This is a genomic window from Streptomyces sp. MMS24-W38 (assembly GCF_059889265.1).
In genome coordinates this window covers 4,122,418-4,138,325 of record NZ_JCBCPP010000001.1, presented here as the reverse complement: position 1 = coordinate 4,138,325, position 15,908 = coordinate 4,122,418, and the positions used below count along the sequence as shown (strand labels likewise).

General features: G+C 70.8%; 13 protein-coding genes and 1 pseudogene. 8 read left to right on the top strand and 6 right to left on the bottom strand.

The features are described 5' to 3' along the window. Positions 1-144: 144 nt before the first annotated feature. A complete protein-coding gene (locus tag AC6F7H_RS17755; RefSeq protein WP_500757934.1) occupies positions 145-738 on the top strand; it encodes a nicotinamidase in 594 nt (197 codons plus the stop codon). Between the two features lie 14 nt (positions 739-752). On the opposite strand, the gene AC6F7H_RS17750 is transcribed toward AC6F7H_RS17755, so the two are convergent. Further along, positions 753-1,097, bottom strand: a complete 345-nt coding sequence (locus AC6F7H_RS17750) for a hypothetical protein (RefSeq protein ID WP_500757933.1) — start codon at positions 1,095-1,097, stop codon at positions 753-755. Between the two features lie 123 nt (positions 1,098-1,220). Further along, complete coding sequence (locus AC6F7H_RS17745) at positions 1,221-3,581, bottom strand: immune inhibitor A domain-containing protein (RefSeq protein WP_500757932.1); 2,361 nt, start codon at positions 3,579-3,581, stop codon at positions 1,221-1,223. Positions 3,582-3,941: 360 nt separating this feature from the next. Here AC6F7H_RS17745 and AC6F7H_RS17740 point away from each other — a divergent pair, with 360 nt between their 5' ends. Next, entirely contained in the window at positions 3,942-4,235 is a 294-nt protein-coding gene (locus AC6F7H_RS17740; protein ID WP_500757931.1) for a hypothetical protein, read from the top strand. 106 nt (positions 4,236-4,341) lie between these two features. On the opposite strand, the gene AC6F7H_RS17735 is transcribed toward AC6F7H_RS17740, so the two are convergent. From AC6F7H_RS17735 to AC6F7H_RS17725, 3 genes are all read right to left on the bottom strand, one after another. After that, positions 4,342-5,022, bottom strand: a complete 681-nt coding sequence (locus AC6F7H_RS17735; protein ID WP_500757930.1) for an RDD family protein — start codon at positions 5,020-5,022, stop codon at positions 4,342-4,344. Between the two features lie 103 nt (positions 5,023-5,125). Then, positions 5,126-6,541 carry an RDD family protein gene (locus AC6F7H_RS17730; RefSeq protein ID WP_500757929.1) on the bottom strand — a complete coding sequence of 472 codons (1,416 nt, stop codon included), beginning with the start codon at positions 6,539-6,541 and terminating at the stop codon, positions 5,126-5,128. Positions 6,542-6,715: 174 nt separating this feature from the next. Beyond that, positions 6,716-8,131 (bottom strand): FAD-binding oxidoreductase, encoded by a 1,416-nt coding sequence (locus tag AC6F7H_RS17725; RefSeq protein WP_500757928.1) that lies wholly within the window; start codon positions 8,129-8,131, stop codon positions 6,716-6,718. Between the two features lie 116 nt (positions 8,132-8,247). Between AC6F7H_RS17725 and AC6F7H_RS17720 the strand changes: the two are divergent. Beyond that, a pseudogene (locus AC6F7H_RS17720) lies at positions 8,248-9,675 on the top strand (tetratricopeptide repeat protein); the annotation flags it as partial. A gap of 590 nt (positions 9,676-10,265) precedes the next feature. On the opposite strand, the gene hppD reads toward AC6F7H_RS17720, so the two are convergent. Next, complete coding sequence (gene hppD, locus AC6F7H_RS17715; RefSeq protein ID WP_500757927.1) at positions 10,266-11,414, bottom strand: 4-hydroxyphenylpyruvate dioxygenase; 1,149 nt, start codon at positions 11,412-11,414, stop codon at positions 10,266-10,268. A gap of 128 nt (positions 11,415-11,542) precedes the next feature. Between hppD and AC6F7H_RS17710 the strand changes: the two genes are divergently transcribed. Genes AC6F7H_RS17710 through AC6F7H_RS17690 form a run of 5 tightly spaced genes read left to right on the top strand, consistent with a single transcriptional unit; the run spans position 11,543 to position 15,886 of the window. Then, on the top strand, positions 11,543-12,043 hold the full coding sequence (locus AC6F7H_RS17710) for an Lrp/AsnC family transcriptional regulator (protein WP_500757926.1): 501 nt from the start codon (positions 11,543-11,545) through the stop codon (positions 12,041-12,043). Between the two features lie 34 nt (positions 12,044-12,077). Beyond that, positions 12,078-12,725: an ABC transporter permease gene (locus tag AC6F7H_RS17705; RefSeq protein ID WP_500757925.1), complete on the top strand. Its 648-nt coding sequence runs from the start codon at positions 12,078-12,080 to the stop codon at positions 12,723-12,725. Beyond that, positions 12,718-14,010: a betaine/proline/choline family ABC transporter ATP-binding protein gene (locus AC6F7H_RS17700; RefSeq protein WP_500757924.1), complete on the top strand. Its 1,293-nt coding sequence runs from the start codon at positions 12,718-12,720 to the stop codon at positions 14,008-14,010. Before AC6F7H_RS17705 ends, AC6F7H_RS17700 begins: the two co-directional genes overlap by 8 nt. Beyond that, positions 14,007-14,921, top strand: a complete 915-nt coding sequence (locus AC6F7H_RS17695; RefSeq protein ID WP_500757923.1) for an ABC transporter permease — start codon at positions 14,007-14,009, stop codon at positions 14,919-14,921. Before AC6F7H_RS17700 ends, AC6F7H_RS17695 begins: the two co-directional genes overlap by 4 nt. Further along, positions 14,918-15,886 (top strand): glycine betaine ABC transporter substrate-binding protein, encoded by a 969-nt coding sequence (locus tag AC6F7H_RS17690; RefSeq protein WP_500757922.1) that lies wholly within the window; start codon positions 14,918-14,920, stop codon positions 15,884-15,886. The genes AC6F7H_RS17695 and AC6F7H_RS17690 overlap by 4 nt, the downstream gene beginning before the upstream one ends. Positions 15,887-15,908: the final 22 nt, after the last annotated feature.

Genomic DNA, 15,908 nt, shown 5'->3' with positions numbered 1-15,908 from the left:
CCCGGCCCGGCGTGCCGCACCCCTGTCCGCACCGTTCCACAGCCGATTCCGCATTCGATCCGCACCGATCCGCATCCCATGGGCCCGGAGCCTCACCGGCCGGGTCCGCTTCCCACCCGACCCCACAGCCGAAGGACACCGACCATGCGCCGCGCCTTGATCGTCGTCGACGTGCAGAACGACTTCTGCGAGGGGGGCAGCCTCGCCGTCACCGGTGGCGCCGACGTGGCCGCCGCCATCACCGAGCTGATCGCGCAGGCCCCGGCACCGGCCGGCTACCGGCACGTGGTGGCCACCCGCGACCACCACATAGCCCCCGGCAGCCACTTCGCCGACAACCCCGACTACGTCAGCTCCTGGCCCGCGCACTGCGTCGCCGGGACGGAGGGCGTCGGCTTCCACCCGAACTTCGCCCCCGCGGTCGGCTCCGGCGCGGTCGACGCCGTCTTCGACAAGGGGGCGTACTCGGCGGCCTACAGCGGTTTCGAGGGGACCGACGAGAACGGCGTGGCGCTGGCCGACTGGCTGCGGGAGCGGCAGATCGACGAGGTGGACGTGGTGGGCATCGCCACCGACCACTGCGTGCGCGCGACCGCGCTGGACGCCTCCCGCGAGGGCTTCCGCACCCGGGTCCTGCTCGACCTCACCGCCGGGGTGGCCGCACGGACCACCGAGCGTGCGCTCGAGGAGCTGCGCGGAGCGGGTGTGGAGCTCTCGGGGAAGCCGGTCGTGCAGTAACCGGGACCGCAGGGTCAGGCGGAGGCCGTGGGGCTCCTGCGCAGTGCCCTGATCGGATGCCACAGCTCCACGGCCGGCGCGGTGCCGGGCAGGACGCCGCTGCCGGGTGCCGTGCGCCATATGAGCCCGTCGGGATGGTGCAGCACCGCGGTGATCTCGTCGGGGCTCGGCGGGGCCGCGTTGCCCCGCAGGTAGACGGCGCGCAGGCCCAGGTTGCGCAGCCTGGTCAGGGCGCGCGCCCGGTTGCCCGCGTGCACGAGGAAGCGCACCGAGCCGGCGGGGCCGGTGGCGGGGCTGGGCAGGTTCAGCGCCACCACCACGGTGCCGTTCGGCAGCTTGCAGAAACCTCCTGCGGCCATGGATGTCATACCCCCGTCGGACCAGGTGTCAATAAGAAAGCCACAGGACGCACCTAAACACGGATCGGCGGCAACCCGCCAGGGGGTTACCGCCGATCGCACTCTGACCTGCGAAAACGCTATTTACTTCGCCGCGCGGCCGACCTCGAGGTGGATCGTCGAGCCGTTTCCGGACTCCTTGACGATCTTGATCTTGGTGTTGGTGTCAGTGATCTGGACACCGCCGGTCGGGTTCGCCCCGTCGTAGTAGGTGTTCGTCCGGTCGTTGAAGACCGACACTCCCTTCGAGGAGGGGATCTTGGTCGCGACGCCGTTCTTGTGCAGCGTGATGCCGTCCGTGCGGAACGTGCTGAACGGCGCGTCGTACGTCTGGATGCGGTTGCGCATCAGCGTGCCGTCGGACCACTTCAGCGCGGACGGGTGCGAGTCGACCGGCAGGATCAGGCCCCTGCCCGGGTGGCGGCTGGTGTTGTTGTCGGCCTGGGAGGTGTCCCACTTCCAGATCAACAGGCCGTTCTGGTACGGGAAGTGCTCCACCCAGTCCGGACGGCTGTTCAGGAAGCCGAAGTTGTACGGGCCGACCTTCAACGTCTTGTCGTACGACACGTACTGGCGGTTCTCGGCGATGTAGTACTGCGCGTAGTCCTTGGTGAAGGACGCTCCGATGCGGGAGAAGCCCTTCGCCGTCCAGGCGGCGTCCGCGGTCTCCGCGTTGTCCGTGAACAGGGCGGCGCCGTCCGCCGTCACCGAGATCCGGTCGGCCGCGAAGCCCTTCATCGCCAGGCCGCCGTCGGTCTGGTAGCGGAAGCGCAGGTCGATCCGCTGACCGGCGTAGGCGTCCAGCGGGTACGCCAGCGGCTTGTAGCCGTCGACCGTGCCGTGCAGGGCCGGCTTGTCGCTGCCGTCGCGCGGGATCGGCCGGCCGTCCACCGTGCCGTCCAGGGCGGTCCAGTTGGCGCCGTCGTCGGTCGAGACCTCGGCGTAGAGGAAGTCGTAGTCGGACTCGATCTCGTACCAGCCGTCGAGGGTCAGCTCGGCCGACGCCTTGCCGGTGAGGTCCACCGGACGGGTCAGCGTGTTCCTCAGGTCGTCACCGCTGCCGCTCCACCACTGGGTCTCGCCCTCGGCCGGGACGACGACCTCGGTGGTGACCGCCTTCTCGGGCAGCGCGACCACGAGGGCCTGCTTGTCCCGGGTGTTGTACTCGGCGGGGCCCAGCTTGTGCTTCGACTTCGTCGCGGCCTTGGCCGTGTCGTAGTCCAGCCAGCCCAGCTGGAGCTTGTCCCAGGCGGTCATGTCGCCGGGCAGGTCACCGATCTCGTTCTTGCCGGTGCCGAGCCAGGAGCCGGAGGACATCAGGGTCCAGAAGCCGGTGGAGTTCTCACCGCCCGCGGTGTCGTAGTGGTCCGGCAGACCGAGGTCGTGGCCGTACTCGTGGGCGAAGACGCCGAGTCCGCCGTTCTCCGGCTGGATGGTGTAGTCGCCGACCCAGATGCCGGTGTCGCCGATCTGGGTGCCGCCGAGCTTGTTCTGCTCGGGTCCGGTGGCGCCGGCGTCGGTGCCGAAGGCGTACCAGCGGTGGGCCCAGATCGCGTCCTCGCCCTGGGCGCCGCCGCCGGCGGACTCGTCCTCACCGGCGTGCACGATCTGGAAGTGGTCGATGTAGCCGTCGGGCTCGTTGAAGTCGCCGTCGCCGTCGTAGTCGTAGCGGTCCCACTGGTCGTACCCGGCGAGATCGGCGCTGATCTCGGCGCCGGTCCGGCCGGCCGCCTTCTGGTCGTCGACCCAGGCGTTGACGCCGTCCTGCACCACGTACCAGGCGCAGTTGTCGGGAACGCACTCATTGGAGCCGTAACGGGCCTCGTTGTAGGGGACCTTGACCCAGTCGGAGACCTCGCCCTCGACCGAGTAGCGGCCCGAGGACTGCTTCTCGTAGTACGTCTTGAGCGACTCGACACCCTTGCCGGTGCCGAAGTACATGTCCTCGAAGTGCTTCTGGTCGTAGTCCGCCTGCCACGCGGTGGAGTTGTCCACCCTGCGGTCCGGCTCGGCGATCTCGTTGTGCAGCGGGCCGCGGGTGCCGCCGTAACGGCTGTCGATCTCGTCGCCGAACTCGACCAGGATCGTGAAGATCTTGTCGGTCTTCTCGCGGCCGAGCTCGACGTACTTGCCGGTGCCCTTCTTGCCCTTGCCCTTGAGCTCGACGACCTTCGAACCGTTCCGGTCCTTGACCGCCGCCTGGCCGGATATGACCTGGTTCAGGGCCTCTTCACGCTGCGCCGTCTGCGTCTTGGAGAGCGGCCCCGCGAGGTCGTGCTCCACGTGGTTGTACTCCGCCGGGTCCTGTCGGTCCACGGTGGCGGGCCGGTCGGCCCGGTCGGCCGTGTCGGCCTGGGCCACGGTGAACGCAGAGCAGGTGGCGGTGACCGCCGCGAGCGCCACGCCCGTCGCGGCCGCTCTGAACGTCCAGGGTCTACTGGTCACTTGAGATCCCCTCCCGCGTCCGTGCGCGCGAAAGCAGGGTCCGGGTGATGGATGGTCGCGCACACGTGATCAACGCGTGTAGTCAAGTGACCACATTTGACTAAAGGTTCAGCAGAAAAAACAGACCTTGACTTGAACAAGTCAACTGCATTATGCGGAGGCACGGTTCCCCTCGCGGACCCCTCGGGCGCGGCTTTGTGGACGGCATGACTCCGTGCGCCCCCTGTGCACCGGCCCTGTCGGTCAGGTCACGCTTACCGTGCGTTCCGCTCGGGCACTCTCGCGGTTAGAGTCGCTTGGCGGCACACCGTTGAGCCGGTGGAAAGCCAGGCCGACAGCCCCCCGACTTCCGAGGACACGATGGCCATGCCCCGTCCGACTGTCGCTCAGCTCGCCTACGGTTCGTGCACCGTGGTCTTCTCGACCTTCGTCATGCTGCTGTTGTCACAGACGAGTTCGGGCGTGGGTATCGCGTTCGTCGTCGTCGCGGCACTCGCCCTCGGACTGCTGGTGGCCATGACGGTGCCGCTCTCCGAGCCCGCCCGTCCCGCCCCCGTGACACGGCCCGCGCCGCAGCAGCCGGTACGGGCGACCGTGCCGTCACCGGCAGCCGCGCCGGCCCGCGAGGCGGTGCGGGAACGGGCCGTTTCCTGACACCGTGCCGGGCCGGCCTCCAGGCCTGTCCGGCGGATCAGGTCGCAGGATATCGACGGCGCCTCATCCGCGCTGATCCGCCGGACAGGCCCTGGTCGGCCCGGTGTCATCCTGTGCTCACCACGACCGTCTTGGCCGCCTTGTCGTGCAGGCCCTGCTTGTAGGGCCGGTCGAAGAAACTCCAGCCGCCCGCGATCACGGTCCAGACACAGGCACAGCAGAACGCGAACGGCAGCCAGAGCACGGCGGCACGGATCAGTGACGTCTGCGTGGACGGGGTCGCGCCGTCTGACAGGTCGGCCACCCTCAGTTTCAGCCACTTCTTGCCGAGGGTCTGACCCGTGCGGGCCGTCATGAACGTGTCGTAGGCGATGAAGAGGACCGCGGCGATGAGGGACTGGGTGAAGGACTTCCCCGCGTTGATCTGATCGCCGTTCATGGTGTACTCGCTCACCCCGAAGGGCCAGGTGAGCAGCCAGAGGACGATGCCCACGAGGATCATGTCGATGATGCGGGCGAGGGTGCGCCTGCCGCTGTCGGCGAGCGGTGGCATGCCTGCGAGGGGATCGGTGGGGCCGGGCCCGTAGGGGCTGCCACCGCCCTGGTCATCGCCACCGCCGTACGGGCTTCCGCCACCGCCACCGTACGGACCACCGCCACCACCGTACGGACCACCGCCGCCCTCACCCTGGTGCGGCGGGGGCTGGCTGCCGGGTGGGGGGTGTTTCTTGAACGGGTCGTCGTCCGGCGGCTGCTGACCGGAGCCGGGGGGCGGTTCGGTGCTCATGGCCCGAGTCGACCGCGAACCCCCCGGCATCGCATCCGGCGAGCCGCCGTCCGGAGTACCGGCGCCGGGACGAACCGTCAGAAAAGGTCTGGCGGAAAAGGTTCTAGCCCGCGACGAACGTGTGCGCGGCCTTGTCGTGCCAGCACTGCCGCCACGGCTTGTCGAACAGACACCACAGGACGCCCACCACACCGATGACGAGCAGTCCGGGGATGCTGTAGACCAGCCAACGGCGCAGGGCCGCACCCCACTCCGGCGCCTCGTGCCCCTCGATGTCCCGTACTTCGAGCCCCAGCAGCTTCTTGCCCAGGGTGCGGCCCCACTTGACGGTGGGCAGCACCTCGTAGAGGACACCGCCGACCAGGAGGACGGCGAGGACGATGCCGAGGTAGACCGACGTGGTGCCGTCGAGCAGCCACACCGTGACGGTCTCGCCGGACAGTTTGGCCGCGTCGATCTTCGCTTCGATGTGGTCCGCCGCCGCGATGCCGAGCGGCACGGCGGCCACCGCGGTGACCCCGCCGAGCAGGACCGTGTCCAGCAGCCGCGCGGCCAGCCGCTTGCCGAGCCCCGCGGGCCGGGCCGAGGCCTGGCGCCTGGCGGCGGCCTGGAACACGTCCTCGACCGGCGGCTTCCAGGGCGCGGGCGGCCGCTCGTCCCCGTCCGCCCGCCGGTGCACCTGCTGCGCCCAGGAGGACTGCCCCCCACCGGAGCCGCTCGACAACGGCCCGGCTGCCGGGGCGGGGGCGGGAGTCGGAGCGACGGTCTGCGGAGGGACGGCCGGGGTGGCGGCGGCCGAACTCCCGTTCTCCGCCTGGGCAGAGGCGGCACGGGCGGCGCGCGCTGCGGCCGCCTTGCCGGCCCCGAAACCGGGCCCCCCGGACGGACCCTTGCGCGGGCCGACGGCGCGGAAGGTCATGGTGCCCTCGTCCGCCGGAACACCGCCGGAGGACGGGGCAGACCCTGAAGAGGCGGCAGAGGCGGCGGGCGCGGCGGGCGACTTCGCCGTCGGCGGGCGGAACACGAACTCGTTGTCCGTGGGCGCCCCACCGGCGTCCGGACCGGCCGCCGGATCGGGGGCGTGCGGCACTCTCGGGTCCGCGCCCCAGGAGACCCGGCGGTCCTGGTCGCCGCCGAAGCCCGACTGGCGGGAGCGGTCGGCGCCCCAGGCGGAGGCGGGCTCGGGCCGGCTGCCGTGCTGGGAGTCGGCCGGGGAGGGAGCCGGGGAAGGGGAAGGGGACAGGGACGGGGACGGGGCCGGTTCGTCGGTCGGGTCCTCGTCGAAGAAGTGCGGGCCGGTCTCCTCGACGGAGGGCACTGCCGGGGCGGTGCCGGCAGCCGCCGTACCGGAGGACGCCGCCGGCGCGAGGGGCGCGCCGCCGCCCTCCGGAGCCGGACGGCTCGTGCCCGGCACCCAGGCGGCACCGTTCCAGTACCGGACATACCCGGGAATGGACGGGTCCGGGTAATAGCCTTCGCGCGGCGTGTCGTCGCCGGGGGCCGGGGTTGGGGCGCTCATGTCCGTCGTCCCGTATCTGCTCGGGGGTGGGTCGGGGGAACCACATCTATCAGACGGGCGCAAGCACCACCGCCCGTCCGGCCGGACCCACCCCTTTCGGGCGCCGATCTGGTATCGCGACGAAAAATCTTTCGTATCGGTGCGGTGGGGAAAGGCGGTGCGGGCAGCGGCCGTTCAGAAGAGCTTGCCCGGGTTCAGGAGGTTCAGCGGGTCGAAGGTCCGTTTGACGGCCCGCTGCATCTCCAGGCCCACCGGGCCGATCTCGCGCGCCAGCCACTCCTTCTTCAGGACGCCGACGCCGTGCTCGCCGGTTATGGTGCCGCCGAGTTCCAGGCCGAGGGCCATGATCTCGTCGAAGGACTCGCGGGCGCGGCGCGACTCCTCGGGGTCCTGTGCGTCGAAGCAGACCGTCGGGTGGGTGTTGCCGTCCCCCGCGTGGGCGACGACGCCGATGGTGAGCCGGTACTTCTCGGAGATCCGCTCGACGCCGTCGATGAGTTCGCCGAGCCGGGAGCGGGGCACGCACACGTCGTCGATCATCGTGGTGCCCTTGACCGCCTCCAGCGCGGGCAGGGACAGCCGCCGGGCCTTGAGCAGCAGTTCGGACTCGGCGGTGTCCTCGGCCGGCACGACCTGGGTGGCGCCGGCGGCCTCGCAGAGCGCGCCGAGGGCGGCGAGGTCGGCGGTGGGGTCGGTGGTGTCGAACGCGGCGAGCAGCAAGGCCTCGGTGCTCTCGGGGAGGCCCATGTGGGCCATGTCGTTGACGGCCTTGACCGTGGTGCGGTCCATGAGTTCGAGGAGCGAGGGGACGTGTCCGCCGGCCATGATGCGGCACACTGCGTCACAGGCGGCGGCGCCGGAGGCGAACTCGGCGGCCAGGACGAGCTGCTCGGGCGGTTCGGGCCGCAGGGCGAGGATCGCGCGCACGACGATGCCGAGGGAACCCTCGGAACCGACGAACAGGCGGGTCAGGTCGTATCCGGCGACGCCCTTGGCGGTGCGGCGGCCGGTGGACATCAGGCGGCCGTCGGCGAGGACCACGTCGAGGCCGAGTACGTACTCGGCGGTGACCCCGTACTTCACGCAGCACAGCCCGCCGGAGGCGGTGCCGATGTTGCCGCCGATGGTGCACGTCTCCCAGCTGGAGGGGTCGGGCGGGTAGTAGAGGCCGTGCTCGCCGACGGCCCGGGAGAGGGCGGCGTTGACGACGCCGGGTTCGACGACGGCGATCCGGTCGACGGGATTGATCTCCAGGATGGCGTCCATCCTGGTCAGGGAGAGCACGATGCATCCGTCGGTCGCGTTGGCGGCGCCGGACAGGCCGGTGCGGGCGCCCTGCGGGACGACCGGGACGCGCAGTGCGGTGGCGGTGCGCATGACGTGCTGGACCTGTTCGACCGTGCGGGGCAGGACGACCACCGCCGGGCTGCCGGCCGGGCAGAAGCTCGCCATGTCGTTGGCGTAGGAGGCCGTGATGTCGGGGTCGGTGAGCACCGCTTCGGGGGGCAGGCCACCGAGCAGGCGGTCGACGAGGGTGTCGGCCGGCACCGTGTCTTCATCGCGTCGCGCTTCGATACGGCTCATGATCACAGCGTGACACCCGGGGCCATCGGTGTGAACCCCGCGTACGGCACCCGGTGGTAAGCCGTTGTGAGCCGGAGCGTGGTTCTTCATATCGGAAGATGATGTGACGCACAGTGTGCGCCATGGACGACAAGCCACAAGAGACCCGCGAGCGGGACGAGACCCCTGGGCACGGCGGGACCCGTCGGTGGGTGAGCCGCCGGGTGCTGCTCGGCTCGGTGGCCGGGTGCGCCGTGATCGGCGGGGTGCTGGTGCTGCTGCCGTGGGGACACGGGGCGGACGGGCCTGTGGAGCCGGCGCCGGGGGCGCCGGTCCGGGCGGCGGTCGCTGGTGGCGTGTCCCTGTCGCTGTCCGGTCTGGAGAGCCTGATCGCGGAGCGGCAGCGGCATCTGAAGGAGCATCCGAAGGACGCGGAGGCCTGGGCGGTGCTCGGGACGGCCCGGCTGGAGCAGGGGCAGCGACTGGCGGACCCCGCGCACTACCCGCGGGCCGAGAAGGCGCTGCGCACCTCACTGAAGGTACGGGCGAAGGGCAACGCCGGGGCGCTGCGCGGGATGGCGGCGCTGGCGAACGCGCGCCGCGACTACCCCGCCGCACGTGAGTGGGGCGAACGGGCGCTGAAGCTGGAGCCGAAGCGGTGGACGACGTATCCGCCGCTGATCGAGGCGTGTGCCGGGCTCGGCGACGGCGAGGCGGCGGGCAAGATGCTGGACGGGCTGAAGGCGCTGCGGTCGGGACCGGTCGTGATGGCGCGGGCGGCCGCCCTGTACCGGGACAAGGGCCTGTGGGAGGACGCGGCGGCCCAGCTGTCCGACGCCGCCGCGGCGGCCGGGGAACCGGTCGAGCGGGCCGGCTATCTGGAGCGGGCCGGACAGCTGGCCTGGGAGCGCGGCGACCGGGAGGACGCGCTGCGGCACTTCCAGGAGGCGCTGCGGGTCGACCCGGACCAGCGGGCGGCGCAGGCGGGGCAGGGCAGGGCGCTGGCCGCGCTCGGGCGGACCACGGAGGCGATCGGCGCCTACCGGGCGGCGCTGGCCCGGCAGCCGCGGCCGGAGTACGCGCTGGAGCTGGGCGAGTTGTACGCGTCGCTGGGGCTGCGGCAGGCGGCCCGGGTGCAGTACGACCTGCTGCGCGAGCGGGTGCGGGAGGCCGCGGCGCACGGGGTCGACGAGGACCTGCTCCTCGGGCGGTTCGAGGCGGACCACGGGAACCCCGGAGCCGCGGTGCGGCTGCTGCGTGCGGAGTGGAGGCGGCAGCCGTCGACGGAGGTGGCCGACGCGCTGGGCTGGGCGCTGCACCGGGCGGGGGAGCACGAGGAGGCGCTGGAGTTCGCGGTGCGGGCGACGGAGAAGACGAAGGGCGGCGGGGTGCGCAGCGCCCTGTACGTCTTCCACCGGGGCATGATCGAGCGGGAACTGGAGAGGTACGGGCCCGCGCGGCGGCATCTGCGGGAGGCGATGACGATCAACCCGTACTTCTCCCCGCTCCGGGTACCACAGGCCGAGGCGGCACTGGAACAGCTGGGCGAACCACCCGTCGGAGACGGACCGCCCGCCTGGGCCGAGGAGGCCGAAAGGGCCAGGGAAGCCGCGAGGGCCGAGGAGGCCAAGAGGGCGGAAGAAGCCGAGAGGGCCAAGAGGACCGAGAGGACCGAGAGGACCGAGAGGACCGAGAGGGCCAAGGAAGCCGAGAGGACCGAGAGGGCCAAGGAAGCCGAAGAGGCCGAGAAAGCCAAGAGGGCAGAAGAAGCCGAAAGGGTCAAGGAAGCCGAAGAAGCCGAAAGGACCGAGAGGGCGGAGAGAGCGGAAAGGGTGGAGAGAGCAGAGAGGGCCGAAGAAGCCGAAAGGGCTGAGAGGGCTGAGGGGGCTGAGGGGGCGGAAGAAGCCGAGAGGGCCGAGGCGGCTGAAGCGGGCTGAGGCCGCCAAGGGAACCGAAAAGGCTCAAGCGGGCCGAGGGAGCCGAAGCAGGCCGAGGCGCACCGAAGAAACCGAGGCAGCCGAAACGGGCCGAAGAGGCGGAAACGGACCGAGGAAGCCGAAGCGCGGACGAGCCGAAGCACGGACGGGCTGAGGCGGGGTCGGCCGGTGGGGCGTCGGGTGCGGGCGTCCCGCGTCCGGCGCCCCGTCGGCCGACCCGACGGTCACAGGTTGCCGCGGCGTTCCTGCTCCCGCTCGATCGCCTCGAACAGGGCCTTGAAGTTGCCCTTGCCGAAGCCCATGGAGCCGTGCCGTTCGATGATCTCGAAGAACACGGTCGGCCGGTCCTGGACCGGCTTGGTGAAGATCTGCAGCAGATAGCCGTCCTCGTCCCGGTCGGCGAGGATCTTCAGCTCGCGCAGGGTCTCGACGGGCACCCGGGTGTCGCCGACCCACTCGCCGAGGGTGTCGTAGTACGAGTCCGGGGTGTCCAGGAACCGCACACCGGCCGCACGCATCTGCCGGACCGTCTGCACGATGTCGTCGGTGTTGAGCGCGATGTGCTGGACACCGGCGCCGCCGTAGAACTCCAGGTACTCGTCGATCTGGGACTTCTTCTTGGCGACGGCGGGCTCGTTGATCGGGAACTTGACCTTGAGCGTGCCGTCGGCGACCACCTTCGACATCAGCGCGCTGTACTCGGTGGCGATGTCGTCACCCACGAACTCCTTCATGTTCGTGAAGCCCATGACCTTGTTGTAGAACGCGACCCACTCGTTCATCCGGCCGAGCTCGACGTTGCCGACGCAGTGGTCGATGGCCTGGAAGGACCTCTGGGCGGGGGGTTCGACGATCGGGTCGGCGGTGACGTAGCCGGGCAGGTAGGGCCCGTCGTAGCGGGTGCGCTCGACCAGGGTGTGCCGGGTCTTGCCGTAGGTGGCGATCGCGGCGAGCACGACGGTGCCGTGCTCGTCCTTCAGTTCGTGCGGCTCGGTGACCGGGCGGGCGCCGTGCTCGACGGCGTAGGCGTACGCGGCACGCGCGTCGGGGACCTCGATGGCCAGGTCGACGACGCCGTCGCCGTGCGCGGCGACGTGCTCGGCGAGGAAGGTGCCCCACTCGGTGGACGGTTTGATCACCGAGGTGAGGACGAACCGGGCGGAGCCGCTCTCCAGGACGTAACTCGCGGTCTCGCGGCTGCCGTTCTCCGGTCCGGAGTAGGCGACCAGCCGCATGCCGAAAGCGGTGGAGTAGTAGTGCGCCGCCTGCTTGGCGTTGCCCACGGCGAAGACGACCGCGTCCATTCCCTTGACCGGGAAGGGGTCGGCCTGCCGGGTGGTCGCGTCGGGAGTGAGATGTGTGGTCTGCGTCATGAGGGCAGGGTGGTGCAGCCCTGCAAGGTGCGCAATAGTTCGCGTATCTGCTGGGCAGGTTGTCCGATCGGACGCGTGATTCATCGGACTTTCTGTACAGGATGACCACCACGCACCAGGAGGCAGCCGTGGCGATCGATCAGCTGGACGGCCGGATCATCGTGCTGCTGGCGCGGGAGCCGCGGACGGGGGTGCTGGAGATGTCCCGGCGGCTCGGGGTGGCGCGGGGGACGGTGCAGGCGCGGCTGGACCGGCTTCAGTCGAACGGAGTCATCCGCGGATTCGGCCCCCAGGTGGACCCGGCGGCCCTCGGCTACCCGGTCACGGCGTTCGCGACGCTGGAGATCCGGCAAGGTCAAGGTCCCGATGTCCGGGAGCACTTGGCGAGTGTGCCGGAGGTCCTCGAGCTGCACACCACCACCGGCAGCGGGGACATGCTGTGCCGGCTCGTGGCCCGCTCCAACGCCGATCTCCAACGGGTGATCGACCGGGTCGTCGGTTTTGATGGGATCGTCCGGGCCGCCACGGCGATCGTGATGGAGAACCCCGTTCCGCTGCGGATCATCCCCCTGGTGGAGCAGGCGGCGCTCCGCGAGCCGCCGAAGAGCGGCCGGGGCGCACCGGACTGACCGGACGGGCCTGGCCGAGCTGGGGTGAGCGGACGTGAACTTCTGGGAGTACCTGGGCAACCGCCACCAGCAACTGCTCGTCGACGCGTACCAGCACGCGAGTGTCGTCTTCCAGTGCATGGTGGCGGCGACCGTGCTCGGGGTGCTGATCGGGGTCGCGACGTACCGCAGTGACTGGGCGGGCAACCTGGCCACGACCACCACCTCGACCCTGCTGACCATCCCGTCGCTGGCCATGATCGGCCTGCTGATCCCGCTGGTGGGGCTCGGGGTGCCGCCGACGGTGATCACGCTGACGCTGTACGGGCTGCTGCCGATCGTGCGGAACGCGATCGTCGGCCTGCGCGGGGTCGACCCGTCGCTGGTGGACGCGGCCACGGGCATCGGCATGTCGCGGACGGCCCGGCTGGCGCGGGTCGAACTGCCGCTGGCCTGGCCGCCGATCCTCACCGGGATCCGGGTCTCCACGCAGATGCTGATGGGCATCGCCGCCATCGCCGCCTACGCCTCCGGTCCCGGTCTCGGGAACCTGATCTTCCGCGGGATCGCCTCGCTGGGCAGCAAGAACGCGCTCAACCAGGTCCTCGCGGGCACCCTCGGAATCGTCATCCTCGCGCTGCTGTTCGACGCCGCGTACGTCCTGCTCGGACGGCTGACCGTTTCCAGGGGGATCCGTGACTGAGCCACCGACGTCAGGGACCCCCGAGACGACCGGGGCGACCGGAACCGCTGCCGCACCGTCGGCCACCGGGGCGCCCATCGAGCTGGAGAACCTCACCAAACGGTACCCCGGCAGTGCGCAGCCGGCGGTCGACAACGTCAGCATGGAGATCAGGGCGGGCGAGATCGTCATCCTCGTCGGCCCGTCCGGCTGCGGGAAGTCGACCACGCTGAAGATGATCAACCGGCTGATCGAGCCGAGCGCCGGCCGCATCCGCATCGGCGGCGAGGACGTCACCGACATGGACCCGGTGCGGCTGCGCCGCAAGGTCGGGTACGCGATCCAGGCCAGCGGGCTGTTCCCGCACATGACGGTGGCGCAGAACATCGCGCTGGTGCCGAAGATGCTGCGCTGGCCGGCGGCCCGGGTGCGGGCCCGGGTGGAGGAGATGCTGGACCTGGTCGGTCTGGACCCCGGCGAGTTCCACGACCGCTATCCGCGCCGGCTCTCCGGCGGGCAGCAGCAACGGGTGGGGGTGGCGCGGGCGCTGGCGGCGGATCCGCCGGTGCTGCTGATGGACGAGCCGTTCGGGGCGGTGGACCCGATCACCCGGGACCATCTCCAGGACGAGCTGATCCGGCTGCAGCACGAACTGCACAAGACGATCGTCTTCGTCACCCACGACTTCGACGAGGCGATCAAACTGGGCGACCGGATCGCGGTGCTGCGCGAACGCTCGCACATCGCCCAGTTCGACACCCCGGAGGCGATCCTCACCAACCCGTCGGACGACTTCGTCTCGGGTTTCGTCGGCGCCGGGGCGGCGCTGAAGCGGCTGAACCTCACCCGGGTGCGGGACGTGGGGATCACCGACTATCCGACGGTGACCGTCGACGACCCGCTCCAGCAGATCTTCGACATGCTCCGTTCCAGCGGCTCGAACGAGATCCTGCTGCTCGACCGGCGGGGCCGCCCCTACAAGTGGCTCCGGCGCGGCGACCTGATGCGGGCCAAGGGCTCGCTGGCCCGCGCGGGCACCCTGGTGCAGGACACGGTGACCCGGGACGCGACCCTGCGGGACGCGCTGGAGGCCGTCCTCACCGACAGCTCGGGGCGGGTGGTGGTCACCGGAGGGCGCGGCACGTACGAGGGTGTCGTCGACGTGGAGACGCTGATGAACTCGGTGCACGAACTGCTGGAGGCCGACCGGCTGGAGGCGATGGAGGCCCGGCACGAGCTGGAGGGCCTGCGGAGCGGCCGGACGCACGCCGAGCAGGAGGGCGTGAGCGGGGAGGGGGACGCGTGAGCGCCTCTCCGCGGCGGCCCGACGACGAGGAGGAGGGCAGGGGGCTCGCCTTCCGGGACGAGGACCGGGACCGGAAGCACCACGACGGCCGGGGCGACGACGACGGCCGGGGCGGGGCCACGCGGGGTGCGGAGCCGGGGCCCCCGGGGTCCGGAGTCTCGACCGGGATCGCGCCCCGGGTGACCTGGCAGCAGCTGACGTTCCTGCCCACGGTGCTGGTCGCCCTGCTGCTCGCGACCTGGCTGTGGTTCGTCCAGGCCGATCTGGACACGCTGTCCCGGAACGCGCTGTCCGACGGGCAGGTGTCCAAGGCGCTCTGGCAGCACATCGAGCTGACCGTGATCTCGACGTTCTTCGTACTGATCATCGCGATCCCGCTGGGCATCCTGCTGACCCGGCCCACGTTCCACAGGGCCACCCCGGCCGCGATGGCGTTCGCCAACATGGGCCAGGCGACGCCCGCGATCGGTCTGCTCGCCCTGCTGGTGATCTGGCTGGGCATCGGCCGCAGGGCCGCCCTCATCGGCATCATCGCCTACGCCGTGCTGCCGGTGCTCTCCAACACCATCGCGGGCCTGCGGGCCAACGACCCGGCGCTGATGGAGGCGGCGCGCGGCATCGGCATGTCCCCGCTGGGCGTGCTGACCCGGGTGGAGCTGCCCCTGGCCGTCCCCCTCATCCTCGCCGGGGTGCGTACGGCACTCGTCCTGAACGTCGGCACGGCCACCCTCGCGACCTTCGGCGGGGGCGGCGGTCTGGGCGTGCTGATCACCACCGGCATCACCAGCCAGCGGATGCCGGTCCTGGTGCTGGGCTCGATCCTCACCGTCGCCCTGGCCCTGCTGGTGGACTGGCTGGCCTCGCTGGCCGAACTGCTGCTGCGGCCACGGGGGCTGGAGACGGACACATGAGGCGCCGCCTGTGCCCGCTGTTCGCCGGAATGCTGCTGGTGGGGCTCTCCTCCTGTGGGCTGACCAGCGGCTCCCCCATGGTCGACAACGTGGAACCGGGCTCGATCGGGAAGGGCAGGCCCCTCGAGGGCGCGAAACTCACCGTCACCTCGAAGGAGTTCACCGAGCAGCTGATCCTGGGCGCGATCATGGGCATCGCCTTCCAGGCGGCGGGCGCCGACGTCATCGACCGCACCGGCATCCAGGGCTCGGTCGGCTCCCGGGCGGCGGTCGTGAAGGGGGTCGCGGACGCCGCGTACGAGTACACCGGCACGGCGTGGATCACCTACCAGGGCAACAGCAAGCCCATCCCCGACCCGCGCGAGCAGTGGGAGGCGGTGCGAGAGGCCGACGTGAAGAACGGGGTGACCTGGCTGGAGCCGTCCTCGCTGAACAACACCTACGCCCTGGCCATGAACCAGGCGAACTTCAAGAAGTACGGCACGAAGTCGCTGTCGGACGTGGCCGCGCTGGCGAAGTCCGACCCGGCGGCGGTGACGCTGTGCGTGGAGGGCGAGTTCGCCAACCGGGCGGACGGGCTGCGGGGCATGGAGAAGGCCTACGGCATGAACGTGGGCGCGGGGAACATCACGCAGATGGACACCGGGATCATCTACACCCAGACGGCCAAGGGCGCCTGCACCTACGGCGAGGTCTTCACCACCGACGGCCGCATCAAGTCCATGAACCTGGTGGTGATGGAGGACGACAGGAAGTTCTTCCCCGACTACAACGCGGCGCCGATGGTCAACACCGGCACGTTCAAGAAGTGGCCGGCGATCGCGGAGGTCCTCGACCCGGTCACGGCGAGGCTGGACAACGACGTGGCACGGACCCTGAACGCCGAGGTGGACGTGGACGGGGAGGACCCCCACCAGGTGGCGCTGGACTGGATGGTGGGCGAGGGCTTCGTCAGGAAGAGGTAGCGGCGGTGCGGGGGCGCCGCCG